Here is a 17,434-nt window from a genome sequence, read left to right on the forward strand (position 1 = left end):
CTTTATATTAAGTAGTTCATAAACATTGTCGCTAAGCCAAGATATATCAAGGTACTGATGACATCATTAATCGTCGTGATAAAAGGACCGGAAGCGACAGCCGGGTCTACTTTTAGCTTGTGCATAAGGAGAGGCACTAATGTACCTGCGAGTGTTGCAACGAACAGTGAGATCAACACGGATACACCAATAAGGATTCCTAAGAAGAATTCACCTTTCCACACATACACAATGACGCTGACAACAATCCCGCACGTTGTGCCTGTAATGAGTCCGGTACCCGCCTCCCGGATGATCAGGGACATCTTGTTCTCCTTCTCCAGGTCACCTGTTGCAATTCCCCTCACCGCAACGGCCAGTGCCTGAGTTCCCGTATTTCCAGCCATACCGGCAATCAATGGGATAAATACGGCCAGAATCGCCACTTTATCCAGAGTATTTTCAAACCGGCCTATGAGGCTCGCTGTGAACATTCCTAAGAATAATAAGGCAATCAGCCAAGGAAGACGTTTCTTTGCTGCATTAATAGGGCTTCGGTCAATGGAATCTAAATCGGCGATACCGGCAAGTTTGGAGTAGTCATCGGAAGCTTCTTCTTCCATGACATCCATGATGTCATCGACAGTAATGATTCCAAGAAGGTGGTGCTGAAAATCAACAACGGGCAGAGCAAGGAAGTCATAATCCTTCATTTGTCGTGCGACCGCTTCCTGATCTTCACTTACCCCTACAGACATGACACGGCCACTCATAATTTCACCGATCATGACATCATCGTGGCTAATGATCAAATCTCTGAGGGAAATAACCCCTACAAGCTTTTTATCATCATCGACTACATAGATATAATAAATCGTTTCGGCATTAGGGGCTTCATTTTTCAAAATATACATGGCCGAACGCACGGTCTGATTTTGGGAAATGGCCACAAACTCAGTGGTCATGATACTTCCGGCTGTATACTCTTCATAGTGCAGTAATTCTTTGATTTCTTTCGCCGATTCATCATCCATGATTGTCAGATAACTGACAACTTGATCTTTATCCAATTCATTCAAGACATCCACAGCGTCATCGGCATACATATTAGATAGCATTTCGGCTGCATATGTAGGGTTCATCTCGGCTAAAATATCCTGATAATCCTCTTCATCTATATCCAGGCTCTCAAAAAGCTCTGCCATTTCTTCCGGTGAAAGATAATGGTACAAACGGTTTCTCAAATCTTCATCTATTTTAGAGAAAAATTTCGCTTGGTCATAAGAGTGCAATTGAACGAATTCTGATCGAAATAAATCCAGGTCTTCTTCTTGAAGGGCTCTAATGAGAAGATCTTCATCGTACATTTCTTTTTCCTGCTTTTCTCTATCTTTTTCCTGTTCTTGAGTCACCTCAGACATCAAAGACACCCTCTTTCTTATCTTAATTTGTATATAGTCTTAATAATACTAGCAAATCTTGAGACGATTGTCTCTGATGAAATCATAACCATATGTGTATGACTTTCGTTTATTATGTAATAATAACCCCTGTTGAATACGAAACGCACGATTTGAATACTGAATCATTAATATGTCATAAAATACGGCAAAAGAAAAGAAAAAAGGTACTCTTTAGAAAGAAGGTTGAGGATGAAAATTGATATTATCGGTGATGTTCACGGCTGTTATCATGAGTTAACAGAATTAACGATGAAGCTGGGATATGAATGGAGTACCGGGATCCCCATTCATCATGACGGAAGAATGCTTGGCTTTGTGGGAGATTTGACCGATCGGGGACATCATTCCATTAAGACAATAGCCACTGTATTTGAATTGTTTCAAAGGGATTCCGTTCATTATGTCCCTGGTAATCACTGCAATAAACTCTACCGCTATTTCTTAGGCAACAACGTAAAAATCCTTCACGGCCTGGAAACAACGGTGGCTGAGCTTAGCGCCTTACCTCCGAAGGAAAGAAATCGATATCGGGATATGTTCATTGAACTATATGAACAATCCCCATTGTATAAAGTATTGGATCATGGACGCCTCATTATTGCTCATGCAGGCATCAAGGAAGAGTTAATAGGTAAACAGAGCAATCGGGTCAAAACCTTTGTCCTATACGGGGATATTACCGGAGAGAAGAATGAAGACGGCACGCCTGTCCGAAAAGATTGGGCCCGTGACTATAAAGGGGACCCTTGGATTATATATGGTCATACACCCGTGAAAGAACCACGGATTTTGAACAAAACAGCGAATATTGACACAGGTGCTGTCTTCGGTGGGAAGCTTTCTGCTTTAAGATATCCAGAAATCGAGGTAGTTAGTGTACCCTCTACCATGCCCTTTGTGGAAGAGAAATTCAGGGAATTAGAATGATGCACTACATGTATATACTAAAAAGAGACCCTTTTCAGTCTAACCGAAAAGGGTCTCTTCTCTTTTGATGATCAAGCAGTGCCCTCATATCACTAGGCATCGGGACCTCCAGGCTCAGCCAAGATTTACGGATAGGGTGAAAAAAATGTAACCTTCGACAATGAAGGGCCTGTCTGCCTATCAGCTTTACACTTCCCCCATATAAATCATCTCCAGCTAGAGGATGTCCGATAAATGACATATGAACCCTTATTTGATGGGTTCTGCCGGTTTCCAGTCTTAACTCAATATGGGCAAAATCAAGGAACTGTTCCACCACCCTATAATGGGTTAAAGCAAATTGCCCGTCTGACCGCACCTCTCTTTCAATGATGCTGTCGGACTTTCGGCCGATTCGCTCTTCAATCATTCCCGAAATGTCCAACTCCCCTTCAGCGAAAGCTTCATATGTCCTTTGGATTTCCCTTTCTTTCTGCTGAAGGCTGAATAGATGATGAACATGCCTGTGTTTTGCCACCAGGACCAGTCCGGAAGTGTCTTTATCCAACCGGGTAACGATATGTACCGTAGACATAATGTCTTTAACTTCGAAATATCCCAAGATCGCATTTGCCAGGCTTCCTGTCGGTTCATCTTTCGTGGGAATGGTTTTCATCCCCCAGGGTTTGTCAACGACAAGAACATCATTGTCTTCATAAAGAATAGACAGGGGGATATCTTCCGCCACTAACGTCTTACTCGGCTTCTCTACAGGAAAACTCACCTTTAGAAGATCTCCTGACGAAAGAGGATAGCGAACATTTTCTTCCTTACCATTGATAGTGATGGATCCTCCGTCAAACTTGACAGACGTCAAAGTCCGCTTTGAAATCTGCTGATCCATAAGAAACTCTCTCATTAACTTCCCTTCATACGTAGAAGGAATGCTCCATTCTAGTGAAAAACCGCTCATCCTAATACCTGCCCTTATTCATCCGCTACAAATGAATCATGGACACGTTTCCAGAACGGGAAGGGGCGGAAGCGGGCAAAACGAATTTTCTCATCCGCAACACGATACTGAATGCTCTTCACATCTTTATGAAGGAGAGAAAGATGATCGATCGTCACCAGGAAATCCGGTCCATTCACTGGTTTCAGCATGCACGTATGATGCGCAGGTAAAATGAGCGGTGACCCGATGGTTCGGAAAACCCGATTATTGATGGACGCCATTTCAGCAAATTGAATGGCCGGTAATGACGGGTGAATGATTGCTCCACCCAGTGCCTTATTATAAGCTGTACTTCCGGATGGAGTTGAAAGACAAAGGCCGTCCCCTCTAAAGCGCTCAAAATGCTGCCCCCTGATTTCCACGTCCATGACAAGGGTCCCTTCAACGCTTTTGACCGTTGATTCATTCAAAGCAAGATATCGGGTTTCCTTTCCACCATGCTGATAACGGATAATCGTTTCCAAGAGTGGATATTCAATGATCTGATAGGGTGTCTTAGCAATGGCTATGACGAGTTTCTCGATCTCCTCTGGCACCCAGTCAGCATAGAAGCCGAGATGCCCCGTATGTACACCGACAAATGCCGTCTTATCCAGCCTGGATCGATAGCGGTGAAATGCATAAAGAAGCGTGCCATCCCCGCCAACGGAAATGACGATATCCGGTTGATCATCATCATAGATCAAGTTGAAATCTTGTAGATACGTTCTCATTTTATGCATTAAGGTATTAGACTTCGAATCACCTTTTGATGTTATCGCGAACTTCATACGTATACCCCTTTCAAATCACTGCTGTTTTGGTTCAGGATTTTCTCTCCGTTGATCCTTTTCTTTTTTATTCGTGAAAATGACTTGGGCTTCCTGGATCTCCTCACGGATCAAACTCATTTCCTCATCAAGCCTAAAGGCCGCTTCAGCAGCTCGTTGTATCCGGAGACGTACTTGTTCAGGAATTTGACCACTATACTTATAATTCAATGAATGCTCGATCGTCGCCCAAAAATTCATGGATAACGTTCTGATTTGAATTTCTACCAAGATGTTTTTCTCACCCTGGATGGTTTGCACGGGATAGTCTATGACAATATGATAGGATCGGTAGCCACTTGGTTTTTTGTGGGTTACATAGTCCCTTTCTTCTATGATTTTAAAATCATTCCGGCTCCGAAGTTTTTCCACGACGATATGAATATCATCAACGAATTGACACATCATCCTGAGTCCTGCGATATCCTGCATTTCTGTTTCAATATTCGATAGCTTGATTCCTTTTTGATTCGCCTTATCAAGAATACTTGCGATGGGTTTTACCCTGCCTGTGACAAATTCAATGGGAGAATGTGTGTTGTGGAGTTCATATTCTCCCCTCATCCCTTTAAGCTTAATCTTTAATTCGTCTACAGCCTGCTTGTAGGGAGCTAAAAATTGTTCCCAGTGATTCATTCCCCTCACCTCTCGCCTACTTTTCAAGAAATACCTTTTCTACCTTTTCAACCATTTCGTCACCGTAGTTCCCGTTTCCTTCTATATTCTCTACCAGATAGTCAAGTTCTTCTGTGAATTGATCCAATTCAAGTGAAACATGTTCACTTTTTGCTACGACTGCCGCTTTTTCCTTTAATGCTTTTTTCAATTCCGGCCAGATTGACTCTTCCAGATATAAATACACATATTCCTCTTCGTTTTCTGTTAAATACACGAAAGCATAGCGATCGGAATCTGCAATGATCTGACAGGCAGCCGTTGTATCTTGAATGAGATCGACCTGGTCCGTATGTAAGTATAATGTACCGTTTTCATATGTTGTGTGTTGAAATTGAACAATTTTCCTCATGCGTTTCTTCATCCTTCCATTAAACAATCAGTATCATTTTAACATAATACAACCAATTCATCTAAACATTGAAGTTCCCAATTATTAAAGAGATAATAGAAGAAGTTTGTAAGGAAAGGATGCTTACGCATGGCACAGGAAATAGAAATAGAATTCAAGAATCTCGTAACAGAAGAGGAATTCAACCGCTTGACCTCTCACTTTCATATTAAGGAAGAGGATTTCATCTCTCAGGACAATCACTATTTTGATACTCCGGATCATCAATTAAAAGAGAAACAATCTGCACTAAGAATCCGGGAGAAAAACGGGAAGTATACGTTAACACTAAAGACCCCTTTTAACGAAGATCTTTTAGAAACGAATCAATCCTTATCGAAAAGCCAAGCAGACTCTCTCCTAGGGGAAGGGACATTTCCAATAGGGGAAGTCAAAGATGTATTGAAGTCACTTTCTGTTTCTTGCACTGCACTCCAACACTTCGGGACACTTTCAACAAACAGGGCAGAAATGAACTATAGAGATGGACTACTTGTTTTCGATAAAAGTTCTTACCTTCATAAAGAAGACTACGAGCTTGAATTTGAAGTGAAGGAACGTAAATCGGGTGAAGAGATATTTCTTGATTTATTGAAACAGCATCACATTCCAATAAGAAAAACGGACAATAAAATCAAACGTTTTTACTTGGAGAAATTAAAACAGGAAGAGTCTTGACCGATATAAGTATAAGAGTAGCAGTTTACGAAATGAGGAGTCTTTCACATGAATGTTCAGCAATTGAAAACGATGATGGAGCTCAAAGCATTGAACAGCTTAGGTTCAGTTTCTTCGATTCAAGATACAAGCAGTCAATCGAATGATCTGTTTCAACAATTATTAACAGAAGCCCTTCATTCAAGCACAAATTCCAAGAACATGAATCAATCTCTTGGAGCCGTCAATGAAGCCTGGCGTATTAAGTCAGCCTTATCAGTGACGCCAAGCATCCATCCGCAGTCCATTGTGAACAATGCTTACCTGGCTGCACCACAGGAGATTGATGAAATCATCACACGAGCGGCTGATCATTATGGTATGCCTAAAAAACTGATTCAATCCGTCATTAAACAGGAATCCAATTTCAATCCTGGTGCCGTCAGTCCCGCAGGGGCCGCAGGGTTAATGCAGCTCATGCCAAGCACTGCAAGAGGTCTTGGAGTCACCAATATTTTCGATCCTGAAGAAAATGTATTTGCAGGTACGAAGTATTTAAAGCAAATGCTTGATAAATATAACGGGGACATCCACCTTGCCCTGGCAGCCTACAACGCCGGCCCTGGTAACGTTGATAAATATCAAGGTATCCCACCGTTTAAAGAAACAACCGCATATGTTAAGAAAGTGACAGATCACTATTTTGCCTAATGGTCCGTCTTCTTGGCAAGGCACTCCTCCCCTTTGAGGTCGGCCTTGCCTTTTTGATACAAGCCGTATGGTTCATTAGACCCCCCTCGCCTCTTGTGTCAAATCATCATTCATTCAGACAAAACAGGATAGAAACATAAAAGGAGGCTACACTAATTTAGGAATAATCAGGCAGATGTAAGACTATTTGTTTGAGATATAGATTAATGCTTGCTAGAATGAACATACAATCTAAGTAAAAAGGAGTCATTCTTATGGTCGAGAAACCACAAATGCCCTATAACCTTATCGGCGAAAAGAAACTCTCCATGCTCGTTGAAGCTTTTTATGAAAGAGTATCCAATCATCCTGAGTTGTCACCAATTTTCCCGGATGACTTAACCGAGACATCACGTAAACAAAAGCAATTCTTAACTCAATATTTAGGTGGTCCTGCACTTTATACCGAGGAGCATGGACATCCTATGCTGCGTGCCAGGCATCTTCCATTTCCAATTACAGAAGAAAGGGCTAAAGCTTGGTTAAGCTGTATGCATGAGGCTATGAATGAAGTCGATCTAGAGGGTCCAGTAAGGGATGACTTTTTTCACAGACTCGTTTTAACTGCCCATCACATGGTAAATACGGATTCTACCAAGGGTTCTGCCATTGACTAGGACAAATAGCTGGCATCACCTTAAAGGGTGCGGTCGTGAGAAGAAACCTCTGGAAATATATATGTTTGTTGACCCTCTTTGCCCGGAGTGCTGGGCACTAGAACCAATCTTAAAGAAGCTGCATATCGAGTACGGTCAGTACTTTCGTATACGGTATATCCTAAGCGGACAACTCGCCTCTTTGAATTTGGCGACCAAAAGGAAGCAGGAAGATCTGGCACAACAATGGGATAAAACGGCAAGTCGCTCCGGGATGTCGTGCGATGGAAGCCTGTGGATCGATAATCCGATTGATTCACCCTATCTCGCATCTTTTGCCATCAAAGCAGCAGAACTTCAAGGTAAACACTCGGGTATTCGCTTCCTTCGTTTTTTACAGGAACGGTTATTCCTGCAGAAACAAGACATTTCGAACATCGACGTTCTGAAGGAATGTGCCCGGGCAGCAAAGCTTGATCTGAGCGAATTCATGAACGATATTAACTCTTCTACTGCATCAAAGGCGTTTCAATGTGACGTCAAGATTACATCGGAAATGGAAGTGGATGAAATTCCGACCCTGGTCTTTTTTAATGAAAATATCGAGGATGAGGGATTAAAGATCACCGGTTTGTATTCTTATGAGGTGTATGTTCATATTATTGAAGAAATGCTTACAACAAAGCCTGAGAAGCAGCCTTTGCCCCCACTTGAGGTTTTCATGAAGTATTATCGGGTGGTTGCATCGAAGGAAATTGCCGTAGTGTATGATCTATCTATAGAAGAAGTTGAAAAGCAAATGAAGAAATGGACACTTCAGCAAAAAGTAAAAAAACTTCCGGCAAAGCACGGAACCTTTTGGAAATATATCAATCAATAATTATTGTAGTATAATTAAATCTTCATAAAACAAGAAAAGCCGATGTTGTTTCCAACATCGGTTTTTCAATACGAACAAAGGGGATGGGAGAAATTTTTCACGGTCAAACAAAGGGGTATATGTTTGCTTGTGATCAACTTCACACCGATAATATATCATGTATCCACTTGTATTGGCAAGTTGTTTGTATGGTATTTCACAATATTGTCAAAATCAATTCATGTTCTTCCCTTCCTCTTCATATAAATGGTAATAAGACAACGTTCGGAGGGAATTAACATGCTCGTAAAAATGAAATATGGGATCCTCCTCCTCTTGATCCTCATCAGCTTTTTCATCAACATCCTTGGCCTCATGCACCTGATCCCCATTTATATCACGTCTCCCATCCTCTTTCTCTCCCTCCTCCTCTTCTTCCACTCCCTCGGAAACCGCAACCGATTCAGGGGATTCAAATCGATGAAATGAGGGACGGACCTTAAAAAATGAATCCCCGGCCTGAAGGAAGATGCCCTTCTGGCGGGGGATTTATTTAGTGATTCTATTTATTGAAGCTTCTCCAGCAGTTCTTCCATTTCATTCAGCTTTTCCTCAAAAACTTTACAAGCATCCTCCACCGGTTTGGATGTAGTCACATCCACTCCCGCTTTTTTCAGCACCTCGATCGGGTAATCGGAGCTTCCCGCTTTCAGGAAGTCGATATAGCGTTCCACTGCCGGTTCCCCTTCTTCAAGTATTTGTTGACTCAGCGCCGTTGCGGCAGAGAATCCTGTTGCATATTGATACACATAATAATTGTAGTAGAAGTGTGGAATGCGAGCCCACTCCAACCCGATTTCTTCGTCAATTGAAATGTCATCGCCGAAATACTTCTTATTCAAATTATAATACTCTTTCGTCAAAAACTCTGAAGTCAGTGCTTCTCCTTCTTGTGCTTTCTTATGAATGAGATGCTCGAATTCAGCAAACATCGTTTGACGGAATACAGTTCCTCTGAATCCTTCCAGATAATGATTCAAGAGATATAAACGTTTCTTCTCATCTTCAATCGTATTCAATAAGTAATCATTCAATAATGCTTCATTGCAAGTAGAGGCCACTTCGGCTACAAAGATGGAATAATGACCATACGTATATGGTTGTGAGCTACGCGTATAGTAGCTGTGCACACTGTGTCCGAATTCATGGGCAAGTGTAAAGAGATTATTTACGTTATCCTGCCAGTTCATCAGGATGTAAGGGTTTGTGCCATATGCTCCTGAAGAATAGGCCCCGCTTCTCTTCCCTTTGTTCTCCACTACGTCCACCCAGCGGTTTTCGAAGCCCTCTTTCAGAACATCGGCATATTCCTTACCAAGTGGCTTTAGACCGTCAAGAATCATGGTCTGTGCTTCGTCATAGCTTATGTCCATTTTGACCTCTTTCACAAGCGGCGTATATAGGTCATACATATGAACCTCATCCAAGCCCAGAACTTTCTTACGAAGTTTTACATAGCGCTGCAGGAGATGAAGATTTTTATTAACGGTATCAACCAGGTTATCATAGACTTCTTCGGGAATATTATTATTTGATAAAGCCGCATGTCTGGCAGAATCGTAATGTCTGACATTCGCAATGAAATTGTCTTTCTTCACCGCGCCACTTAAAGTCGAAGCAAATGTGTTTTCAAATTTACCATATGTCTCATATACCTTTTTAAACGCCTCTTCCCGAATCCTGCGATCACTGCTCTCAAGGAACCTGATAAAACGGCCATGAGTGATGTCCACTTCTTCTCCGTTTTCATCTTTTATGCTTGGAAATTCAATATCGGCATTATTTAACATCCCAAATGTATTACTCGCAGCACCGAACACTTCAGATGCCTGTGCCAGTAGCGCTTCTTCTTCTGCAGAAAGAACATGTGGACGCTGAAGATTAATTTCCTCTAATGCATGCTTATACTTTTTCAGTTCTTCCTTTTCCTCCAGAAAGCCTTTTAGCTTATCTTCGTCAATGGAAAGCACTTCAGGCACCAGGTAAGCAAACTTACTTCCTAATTGTGTATAAAGACTTTTGGCACGGTCATCCAATCCCTGATAATACGAATTGGTCGTATCCTGATCATAGCGCATGTGAGAATATGTATAAACCCTACCCATCCGTTCCATTATTTCATCCTGGAAAGCGAATGCCTGGTAAAGCTGATCTGCACTTTCACCCAATGTTCCTTTAAATTGATCCGCTTTCTTTGATAGCTCTTTGATTTCTTTATATTCCTTTTCCCATGTCTGATCACTTTCAAAAATGTCTTCCAATCTCCACGTTAACTTTTCTTCTACCTCTTTTCTACCAGGCAGACTTTTCACTGCTGTATCTTTTGACATATACATCCTCCATTCTAAATCTACAGAAAATTCCTTATAGTAACATTCTCTCTCATCTAAGAATTTCCTGCAACAATCCAATTTTGATTACACCTTTTTTAATATATGCTTCCACTTGGGAAAAAAATCATGACGATGCTTCTCAAAGGCTGAAAAATGATTCGGGCAGCTCCAGGTATTGGTTTGCTGGAAATGTTGATCATCTGTTCTTTCAATCACCTTCAGCCCTTCAAGCAGACTTAAATATCCTCTAACAACGTTTCTTAACCCTTCTTCTATTTTTATTAACGGAAGTCCGCGGAGCTCGATATGACCTTCTATAAGCCTCTTATTTAACCCGTGATACACACTCTCCACTGTAAATGCCCCACACTTCTTCAAACTGTCTTTCCAAATATAGTATTGCCATTCCACCTCATGATTTTTGATCATCATTCCGTGTGGGATAACCGGAAGGCCGATGTAAAGGGGAAGATACAAAAATGTATCCCCTTCCCCGTACACTTCTCTTAAGAACGCATCTCTCCCCGTTTTATTATAATTAAGTTTGTTATATATCCATTTCATTCTATAATGGTTCCATGCGGAAAAGGGGTTAGGGTGTTGCAAGGAAGCATTCGGTATGGTGAAAGGTAGGGTAATCTGATCAACGGGGATTGTGACAGGGGCTTCTGTCAAGAAACGAGAATTTGAAACCGGATAGAGATGGGTATACAGGTGAAAGCTGCTGATTTCAGGGAGAAAATGAAGGAGAAAATAATGTAAGTCCGGTGAATACCGGATAAATGCTTGTTGGAAAGTAGATAGCTTCAGGAGTTCTTTACGCTTCAATGATTGAGTGAGGATCCAAAAAGGGGTTATGCCATTTCGATGATACCCATGTGTACGTTCCTCCATTTCAGGAATCGGGATAGTGGAACATTGTATTTCGATCGCAATCTCCCTGTCATCTGTTTTCACATAAATATCAGCGATCTGTTTGATCTCTTTCAAATAGTGCTCGAGTTTTACATTTTTATAGAGAGAGTTTAATCTGTCATACAAAAGCTGCTTGCTTAACAGGTGCTTCGGGGACTCATTTTCCTTTTCCACGATACATCCAGCATGGGAGACATGGGCAAAATGTGGGACATTTCGATTTCCGATGCGCAAAATCAGTCCCGAAGAACAATATGGACATTGGAATTGCATGCCATCACTTCTTACCCTTTTCAAATCTTCCCTGGTGAAATGGATCGTCGTGAATATTTTCTGATTTACTAAAGCGGTTAACATAGAACACCTCCTCATGATTCATTCGCCAAAAACCGTGAAATTCCTGCATAAAAATGCCTTCAAGCTAAAATAACTTGAAGGCATTGTATTATAGAAGAGGAGACATCAATCGTGAAGTGGATTCCAGAATCCTGTAACCAAGATGTCTTTTCTGAAATTCTTCCAACTTCAATTCTTCCGAGTCTTCCAAGTCATGAAGATATTCCTTTACAATGGAGGCTGCACTTTCCGTTTTATACAGAAATGCATTCACCTCAAAATTCAGGTGAAAACTTCTCATATCCATATTCGATGTTCCAATCGAAGCCATTTCTTCATCAACTATTACAATCTTACTATGCATGAATCCCTTTTGGTATTCAAAAATACGTGCGCCCGCCTCCAGAAGATCCGGAAAATAGGAGCGGGAGGCATGGAATACGATTCGTTTGTCGGGTTTATGAGGGACTAACAGTCTCACATCGACACCACTTAAAGCCGCAATCTTAAGGGCTGAGAAAATGTCTTCGTCCGGCACAAAATAGGGGGAAGCCACCCAAACACTCTTTCTTGCCGAAGTAATCATCGAGAAGAATATATTCTTTAAAACGCTCAATTCATTATCAGGTCCACCTGCAATCATCTGAACTCCGCCGTCATGACTATTTTCAATCGGATCAGGACTTAGATATCCAGGAGTCAGGAAGTCATCATTCGTCATATAATACCAATCCTGAAGAAAGATCAACTGCAAAGTCCGGACCGCTTCTCCCCTTACAAATAGATGAGTGTCCCTCCAGAAGCCGAAATGGGGGTTCTTGCCTAAATATTCGTCCCCGATATTAAGCCCCCCTACAAATCCGATACTGCCATCGATGACAATGATTTTACGATGATTGCGAAAGTTGAACTTATTATTGAGAACGGGAATTTTCACAGGACCAAAGGCAACCACTTCAATTCCTGCTTGTTTCAATTCATTGATATAGTCCCTAGATAACTGCCAGGCTCCGACAGCATCATATAGGAACCGGATTTTGACCCCATCGTTCGCACGTTCAATGAGAATATCCTTTATCTGATTTCCAATCTCGTCATGTCGTACAATATAATATTCCATATGAATATGATGCTTTGCCGTCTTTAACCATGTTAGAATTTCACCAAATGTCTCCGTGCCATTCGTCAAGAGTTTTGTTTCGCTTGAAAAAGAGATGGCACTATTCCCGATTCTCTGTGCAAGCTGGAAATGCTTCTCTTGGAACAACCCAAACATTTCAGCATTGATTTCCTTCGGTCCAGGCTCAAATTTGTTATACGTTTCCTGATCCAGTATGTACTTTTTCTTATACATTTTTTCTTTTCGATAATTCCGTCCAAATAATAAATAAAAAATGAAGCCCAAAAACGGAAAAGCTCCTAATACGACCAGCCATGTCAATGTTTGGGTAGGGTGGCGATTTTCAAAGAAAATGAGGAAGCCAATGACAATGACCGAGAATGTAAAGACAATACTAATATACTTTACCATTCCGGATAAATACTGATCGAAATAGAAAATATAACTCAATATGAGAACAGCAATAAATAAGAGGACCCGCACTGTATTTTTCATTCACAAAACACCTTCCACCGGCTTAATGTCTCTTAAATGTGAAGCACTGATAAAAATGAAGGAATCCACCCACAATACTAAAGGAATAAATCGTATGACAAGTAAATAAATATAAAAAATACCGATTTCTGTATGAAACCGGTATTGAATCTTACGAAAAGTGCTCACTAAGTGTCTTAAAGACATTCTCCTGAATGACGATTTTACCATACTCTTCAAGGCGATGGACGGTCATTCGTGATTCATCAGCATATTCAAGCAGTATACTTAACGTATTGTCGATATCTTCTTCTGCAAAGTGTTCTTCTGAAAATTTAACGTAAATAAAATATCTATCTTCGAATGCAAGCAGCTTTGTTTCCAAGTGCTCCACAGGCAAATCTTTCATTCGCTGGGAAAGAGAAATGGCATCTTCAAAATCGTTGAATTTCAATGTGAAATCCAATACTACTTCAGTTTCTCCGTCCTGGTCCTGCTTGATTTGGAAGTGTTGATCCAGAAGCTCTTCTATACGCTCATCTACAGGAAGTTCCTTGAGCTTATCCTCTGGAATCGGAAGTTCAAATCGTTGACCATCTTTTGAAACCTGAGCTCTTGTAACAAGTACTTCAAGTCCTTTATCCAACGCCTGAACTTGGATCCAAAGCGGTCCTTCAATTCCAAAATCTTCTTCCTGGTGAACTTCATCCATCATTTCCCAGAATAATTCTTCGCTTCTTTCGCGATTATACCAGATTTCTTCGCGGTCAAATCCACGATCTTCTATATCTCCGTAAGAAATGTAAAACTTGACGGTATTTTCATTAATGCGTTCGATTTCCAATTAACACCTCTCCCTTCTTGCATGATGTTAGTGAAGGGACTACACCCTCTGAGCAGGTAATGCTCGATTGCTGGTGAAGATAGAAGATACATTTAGGTTAGTTTGTACCTTGTACTTCTATTTTATGATAGTAACACTGAAAATGGAATTAAACTAACACCCATTTTTTTCTCACAAATCCCATTAGGTGTTTTTGACATTTTAGCGAATATTTGCAGAAAATTCAAGTGATAATACCTAATCTAATATAAAAGAGACTGACCCGAAAGGAGACGCAACGTTCCTTAAAGGGTCAGCCCCTTTCACTTATATATTCTCATGCAAAGGCAGCTCTAATTGACCATCCTTTGCGCTTCCAGAAGTTGGAATGTGCGAACTTTTCTTGGAAGGAATCGTCTGATTTCATCTTCGTTGTAACCCACTTGAAGACGTTTTTCATCGAGGATGATTGGACGCCTTAAAAGACCCGGGTTTTTTTGAATGAGTTCAAACAACTCTTGAAGTGGTAAAGTTTCTAGATCCACATTAAGCTTTTGGAATGTTTTAGAACGGGTTGAAATAATTTCATCTGTTCCATCCTCAGTCATGCGAAGGATTTCTTTAATTTCATCAATGCTTAACGGTTCAGAAAATACGTTGCGTTCTGTATATGGAATCTCATGCTCTTCTAACCAAGCTTTTGCCTTGCGACAAGATGTACAACTAGGTGAAGTGAATAATGTAACCACGAATCATTCACACTCCCTTAAGGAATTTTTAATGATAGAGTACTTTATTTAAACATCGGCTGTACATTAAAATTAGTTTAAATAAGAAATCTCTATTATGTATTATACATGAATAACAGTCCATTGAACATAGTTTTAACTAATTTGTCAAATTTCCTATACATAGGTATAACATAGCTGAATCTTCTGCTTCTAGTATCGCTTTACCCTGTACATCTTTAGCTTAAACATAATATTGAACAATTCCATTTTTTCATTTAGAAAACCTTATTGCGAATAGACAATAAGGTTATTCTGTCTTAAAGATTTTTAAGGACATCACCATCACGATCTTTATCTTTCTTTAATACCTCTTCTACAGGCTGATAGGATGCACCATAAAATTTTTGGTCATTATAGGTGTGAATCAGTTCATACGTTTTCTTCATCGAATCGAAAATAAGATCTTCGGATTCATCACTGGGTGCCCAATAAAGAATTTCCATTTCATTTATCTCGTTCGTTGCCAGTGAACGGCGGGCATATCCAATACTGACGGCGTGTTCAAATCCTTCTCGTTTATAGAACTTCAAGCGCTTTTCAGTATCAGTATCATCATAATCAACAGGTTCAACTTCCAGAATAATCGCTTTCTTTTTTTCCTTCAGCTTATCTAGCAATTTATGGCCCAATCCTTGTCCGCGGGCATCTTTAGATACAAACAGATAATCAATGAAAATGAACTCATCCAGTTCAGCATACATAAGTACATGATGAGGACCCTCATCCTTGTGGTAGATGTCGCTTCTATCTTTAAGAAGGGATTCAAGATGCTCTTTTGATTTCATTTCCTCTACAGGGAAATATTGATTTAACTTTTCATACCAGTGCATGGATCTACTCCTTCAATTGAATTTTTAAATGACTTTGACTAACGTGATACCATTATGTTTCTCAAGAATGATTTGTTTATGTTAGATGTTAGTCTTATCCGTGGGATAATAATACGGAATCACAGGCTGACTGCCCATGAAGGGGAATATGTGGTTGAAAGCGGTTAATCTTACCAATATCTTAATGATACCAATATATCTGTTATTTTTCAAACGGAAAGCCATTTTTCAGGGATATTAACACTGATTAAAATAAAAAATGACCTGTAACGTTACAGGTCATTTTCTTCTGTTAAGGCGTATAATCTACTCCTTCAGTGTATGAATTACCGGCATCCCAAAGAAGGAACTCATTGACCCCTTGATCATTTAAAGCTTTGATCTGGGCCTCTACTTCCGCTTTACCATATGGTTTATAGTTGCCGCTGCCCAACCAGGAAGCGGTGAAATCCTGGAGCCACGGCCTGGAAATAGGCTTATTCTTTAGCTCAGCTATTTTCGCCTTTTCAACCTTGGTGTATTCAGACACTAATTCATATGGTTGTAAATCAGGTTTTGCAATCCCGAAATAAGGGGTCCAGTGACTCGGATAGATCATGGATGATATGACATCTACATTCTCTGATATTTTAGAGAAGTTCTGACCGATACCGGGTGCTTCGGGAAGTGTTGCCGTGTAACCGAAGATATCAACTGATACTTTCACACCATAAGGTTCTAATTTTTTATGGGCGTATTCAACAAAGTCGGTAACGGCATGCACACGCTTCTGAACATTATCAATGTCCTCTTTTGCATATTCCCCGCCATTATATTTCAGTTCATTATCACGCTTTTCGAATCCTTCCGGGAATCGAACATAGTCAAATTGGATTTCCTGAAAGCCCATTTTTGCAGCTTCTATTGCAATCCCTACATTGTAATCCCATACTTCTTTAAGGAATGGATTGACGAAGGAGTCACCCCCTCCATTTGACCAGACCTTATCGCCGTCTTTAAAAGACAAGTCCGGTCGTTGATTGGCAAGGACCGTATCCTTGAAAACCACTACCCTTGCAATCGGGTAGATTTTCTTTTCCTCTAACTTTTTTAACACAGCTTTTGGATCCTTGATATATGGCTGACCCACTTTAGCGTATGGAGAAGACGATTCAGGTACATAAGTTAAATTTCCCACGTCATCCTTAATATCAATGACCATTGCATTCAGGTCAGTATCATCCATTAATTTAGTAAGAGTATCAAAACGTGCTCCACCAGCTGAATGTGCTGTTACATAAACGCCCCTAATCGCATCCGGATACTCAAAATTCAAGCCAGAGTCATATACAAAACGAGGTACTGGACTTGCTATCTCTTTCTTACTCATCGAGAGCGTTCTCTTCTCATGGCTTTTTGCCGGTCCTCCTTCAGCAGCGAGTGCTGATTGAAACGGCGTGACGCATAGTGTGACTAAACATAAAGATGTCGCTACCTTACTCCATTTCAACATTAACCTCTCCTCTATAAAACAAGCTATCTAGTAAATTATGTAACCTCCTATTCTATTTTAACAAGGAAATTACTTGTAAGAAAAGGGTGAATCCACCTAGTCTGTCGAAATTTCCAAGGAAATGAATGATCTTCTATATATCATATGATTTTCTTCAAAT

Annotated in this window: 18 protein-coding genes; 6 read left to right on the top strand and 12 right to left on the bottom strand. The window is 40.5% G+C overall.

Features of this window, described 5'->3' with window-relative positions:
- Positions 1-2: 2 nt before the first annotated feature.
- Positions 3-1,346, bottom strand: coding sequence for a magnesium transporter (gene mgtE, locus ACIGG7_RS12245; RefSeq protein ID WP_224941695.1), 1,344 nt, complete (start codon positions 1,344-1,346; stop codon positions 3-5).
- Positions 1,347-1,631: 285 nt separating this feature from the next.
- Here mgtE and prpE point away from each other — a divergent pair, with 285 nt between their 5' ends.
- Complete coding sequence (gene prpE, locus ACIGG7_RS12250; protein ID WP_397549907.1) at positions 1,632-2,369, top strand: bis(5'-nucleosyl)-tetraphosphatase PrpE; 738 nt, start codon at positions 1,632-1,634, stop codon at positions 2,367-2,369.
- A 34-nt stretch (positions 2,370-2,403) separates the two neighbouring features.
- On the opposite strand, the gene ACIGG7_RS12255 is transcribed toward prpE, so the two are convergent.
- Genes ACIGG7_RS12255 through ACIGG7_RS12270 form a run of 4 tightly spaced genes read right to left on the bottom strand, consistent with a single transcriptional unit; the run spans position 2,404 to position 5,199 of the window.
- Positions 2,404-3,321 carry an RluA family pseudouridine synthase gene (locus ACIGG7_RS12255; RefSeq protein WP_224941523.1) on the bottom strand — a complete coding sequence of 306 codons (918 nt, stop codon included), beginning with the start codon at positions 3,319-3,321 and terminating at the stop codon, positions 2,404-2,406.
- 14 nt (positions 3,322-3,335) lie between these two features.
- A complete protein-coding gene (locus ACIGG7_RS12260) occupies positions 3,336-4,133 on the bottom strand; it encodes an NAD kinase (protein ID WP_060670229.1) in 798 nt (265 codons plus the stop codon).
- 18 nt (positions 4,134-4,151) lie between these two features.
- Positions 4,152-4,808: a GTP diphosphokinase gene (yjbM, locus tag ACIGG7_RS12265; RefSeq protein ID WP_224941524.1), complete on the bottom strand. Its 657-nt coding sequence runs from the start codon at positions 4,806-4,808 to the stop codon at positions 4,152-4,154.
- 16 nt (positions 4,809-4,824) lie between these two features.
- Positions 4,825-5,199, bottom strand: a complete 375-nt coding sequence (locus ACIGG7_RS12270) for a UPF0738 family protein (protein WP_224941525.1) — start codon at positions 5,197-5,199, stop codon at positions 4,825-4,827.
- A gap of 129 nt (positions 5,200-5,328) precedes the next feature.
- Between ACIGG7_RS12270 and ACIGG7_RS12275 the strand changes: the two genes are divergently transcribed.
- The 5 genes from ACIGG7_RS12275 (at position 5,329) to ACIGG7_RS12295 (ending at position 8,589) form a co-directional block, all read left to right on the top strand.
- A complete protein-coding gene (locus ACIGG7_RS12275; RefSeq protein ID WP_224941526.1) occupies positions 5,329-5,916 on the top strand; it encodes a CYTH domain-containing protein in 588 nt (195 codons plus the stop codon).
- Positions 5,917-5,964: 48 nt separating this feature from the next.
- Positions 5,965-6,606: a lytic transglycosylase domain-containing protein gene (locus tag ACIGG7_RS12280; protein WP_224941527.1), complete on the top strand. Its 642-nt coding sequence runs from the start codon at positions 5,965-5,967 to the stop codon at positions 6,604-6,606.
- Positions 6,607-6,860: 254 nt separating this feature from the next.
- Entirely contained in the window at positions 6,861-7,262 is a 402-nt protein-coding gene (locus tag ACIGG7_RS12285; RefSeq protein WP_224941528.1) for a globin domain-containing protein, read from the top strand.
- A complete protein-coding gene (locus tag ACIGG7_RS12290; RefSeq protein ID WP_224941529.1) occupies positions 7,255-8,121 on the top strand; it encodes a ClpXP adapter SpxH family protein in 867 nt (288 codons plus the stop codon). The genes ACIGG7_RS12285 and ACIGG7_RS12290 overlap by 8 nt, the downstream gene beginning before the upstream one ends.
- 279 nt (positions 8,122-8,400) lie before the next feature.
- Complete coding sequence (locus ACIGG7_RS12295) at positions 8,401-8,589, top strand: hypothetical protein (protein WP_224941530.1); 189 nt, start codon at positions 8,401-8,403, stop codon at positions 8,587-8,589.
- Between the two features lie 77 nt (positions 8,590-8,666).
- Here the strand turns inward: ACIGG7_RS12295 and pepF are convergent, their stop codons facing one another.
- The 7 genes from pepF to ACIGG7_RS12330 form a co-directional block, all read right to left on the bottom strand.
- Positions 8,667-10,490 (bottom strand): oligoendopeptidase F, encoded by a 1,824-nt coding sequence (pepF, locus tag ACIGG7_RS12300; protein ID WP_397549908.1) that lies wholly within the window; start codon positions 10,488-10,490, stop codon positions 8,667-8,669.
- Positions 10,491-10,577: 87 nt separating this feature from the next.
- Positions 10,578-11,765 carry a competence protein CoiA gene (locus ACIGG7_RS12305; RefSeq protein WP_224941532.1) on the bottom strand — a complete coding sequence of 396 codons (1,188 nt, stop codon included), beginning with the start codon at positions 11,763-11,765 and terminating at the stop codon, positions 10,578-10,580.
- 88 nt (positions 11,766-11,853) lie between these two features.
- The gene (gene cls / locus ACIGG7_RS12310; RefSeq protein WP_224941533.1) at positions 11,854-13,359 is read right to left on the bottom strand and encodes a cardiolipin synthase; all 1,506 of its coding nucleotides are present in this window, start codon (positions 13,357-13,359) and stop codon (positions 11,854-11,856) included.
- Between the two features lie 151 nt (positions 13,360-13,510).
- Positions 13,511-14,182 (bottom strand): adaptor protein MecA, encoded by a 672-nt coding sequence (gene mecA / locus ACIGG7_RS12315; protein WP_224941534.1) that lies wholly within the window; start codon positions 14,180-14,182, stop codon positions 13,511-13,513.
- A gap of 332 nt (positions 14,183-14,514) precedes the next feature.
- Positions 14,515-14,910 carry a transcriptional regulator SpxA gene (gene spxA, locus ACIGG7_RS12320; RefSeq protein WP_032089161.1) on the bottom strand — a complete coding sequence of 132 codons (396 nt, stop codon included), beginning with the start codon at positions 14,908-14,910 and terminating at the stop codon, positions 14,515-14,517.
- Between the two features lie 299 nt (positions 14,911-15,209).
- The gene (locus ACIGG7_RS12325; protein ID WP_224941535.1) at positions 15,210-15,782 is read right to left on the bottom strand and encodes a GNAT family N-acetyltransferase; all 573 of its coding nucleotides are present in this window, start codon (positions 15,780-15,782) and stop codon (positions 15,210-15,212) included.
- Positions 15,783-16,074: 292 nt separating this feature from the next.
- Positions 16,075-17,274 (bottom strand): putative glycoside hydrolase, encoded by a 1,200-nt coding sequence (locus ACIGG7_RS12330; protein WP_224941536.1) that lies wholly within the window; start codon positions 17,272-17,274, stop codon positions 16,075-16,077.
- Between the last annotated feature and the right edge of the window lie 160 nt (positions 17,275-17,434).

It is taken from the genome of Rossellomorea sp. NPDC077527, from assembly GCF_044542955.1.
In the GTDB taxonomy this organism is placed as follows: Bacteria; Bacillota; Bacilli; order Bacillales; family Bacillaceae_B; genus Rossellomorea; species Rossellomorea aquimaris_E.

Coding starts and splice junctions, on each gene's coding strand:
- mgtE (WP_224941695.1), bottom strand. CDS start 1,346: ATGTACGATGAAGATCTTCTCATTAGAGCCCTTCAAGAAGAAGACCTG.
- prpE (WP_397549907.1), top strand. CDS start 1,632: ATGAAAATTGATATTATCGGTGATGTTCACGGCTGTTATCATGAGTTA.
- ACIGG7_RS12255 (WP_224941523.1), bottom strand. CDS start 3,321: ATGAGCGGTTTTTCACTAGAATGGAGCATTCCTTCTACGTATGAAGGG.
- ACIGG7_RS12260 (WP_060670229.1), bottom strand. CDS start 4,133: ATGAAGTTCGCGATAACATCAAAAGGTGATTCGAAGTCTAATACCTTA.
- yjbM (WP_224941524.1), bottom strand. CDS start 4,808: ATGAATCACTGGGAACAATTTTTAGCTCCCTACAAGCAGGCTGTAGAC.
- ACIGG7_RS12270 (WP_224941525.1), bottom strand. CDS start 5,199: ATGAGGAAAATTGTTCAATTTCAACACACAACATATGAAAACGGTACA.
- ACIGG7_RS12275 (WP_224941526.1), top strand. CDS start 5,329: ATGGCACAGGAAATAGAAATAGAATTCAAGAATCTCGTAACAGAAGAG.
- ACIGG7_RS12280 (WP_224941527.1), top strand. CDS start 5,965: ATGAATGTTCAGCAATTGAAAACGATGATGGAGCTCAAAGCATTGAAC.
- ACIGG7_RS12285 (WP_224941528.1), top strand. CDS start 6,861: ATGGTCGAGAAACCACAAATGCCCTATAACCTTATCGGCGAAAAGAAA.
- ACIGG7_RS12295 (WP_224941530.1), top strand. CDS start 8,401: ATGCTCGTAAAAATGAAATATGGGATCCTCCTCCTCTTGATCCTCATC.
- pepF (WP_397549908.1), bottom strand. CDS start 10,490: ATGTCAAAAGATACAGCAGTGAAAAGTCTGCCTGGTAGAAAAGAGGTA.
- ACIGG7_RS12305 (WP_224941532.1), bottom strand. CDS start 11,765: ATGTTAACCGCTTTAGTAAATCAGAAAATATTCACGACGATCCATTTC.
- cls (WP_224941533.1), bottom strand. CDS start 13,359: ATGAAAAATACAGTGCGGGTCCTCTTATTTATTGCTGTTCTCATATTG.
- ACIGG7_RS12325 (WP_224941535.1), bottom strand. CDS start 15,782: ATGCACTGGTATGAAAAGTTAAATCAATATTTCCCTGTAGAGGAAATG.
- ACIGG7_RS12330 (WP_224941536.1), bottom strand. CDS start 17,274: ATGTTGAAATGGAGTAAGGTAGCGACATCTTTATGTTTAGTCACACTA.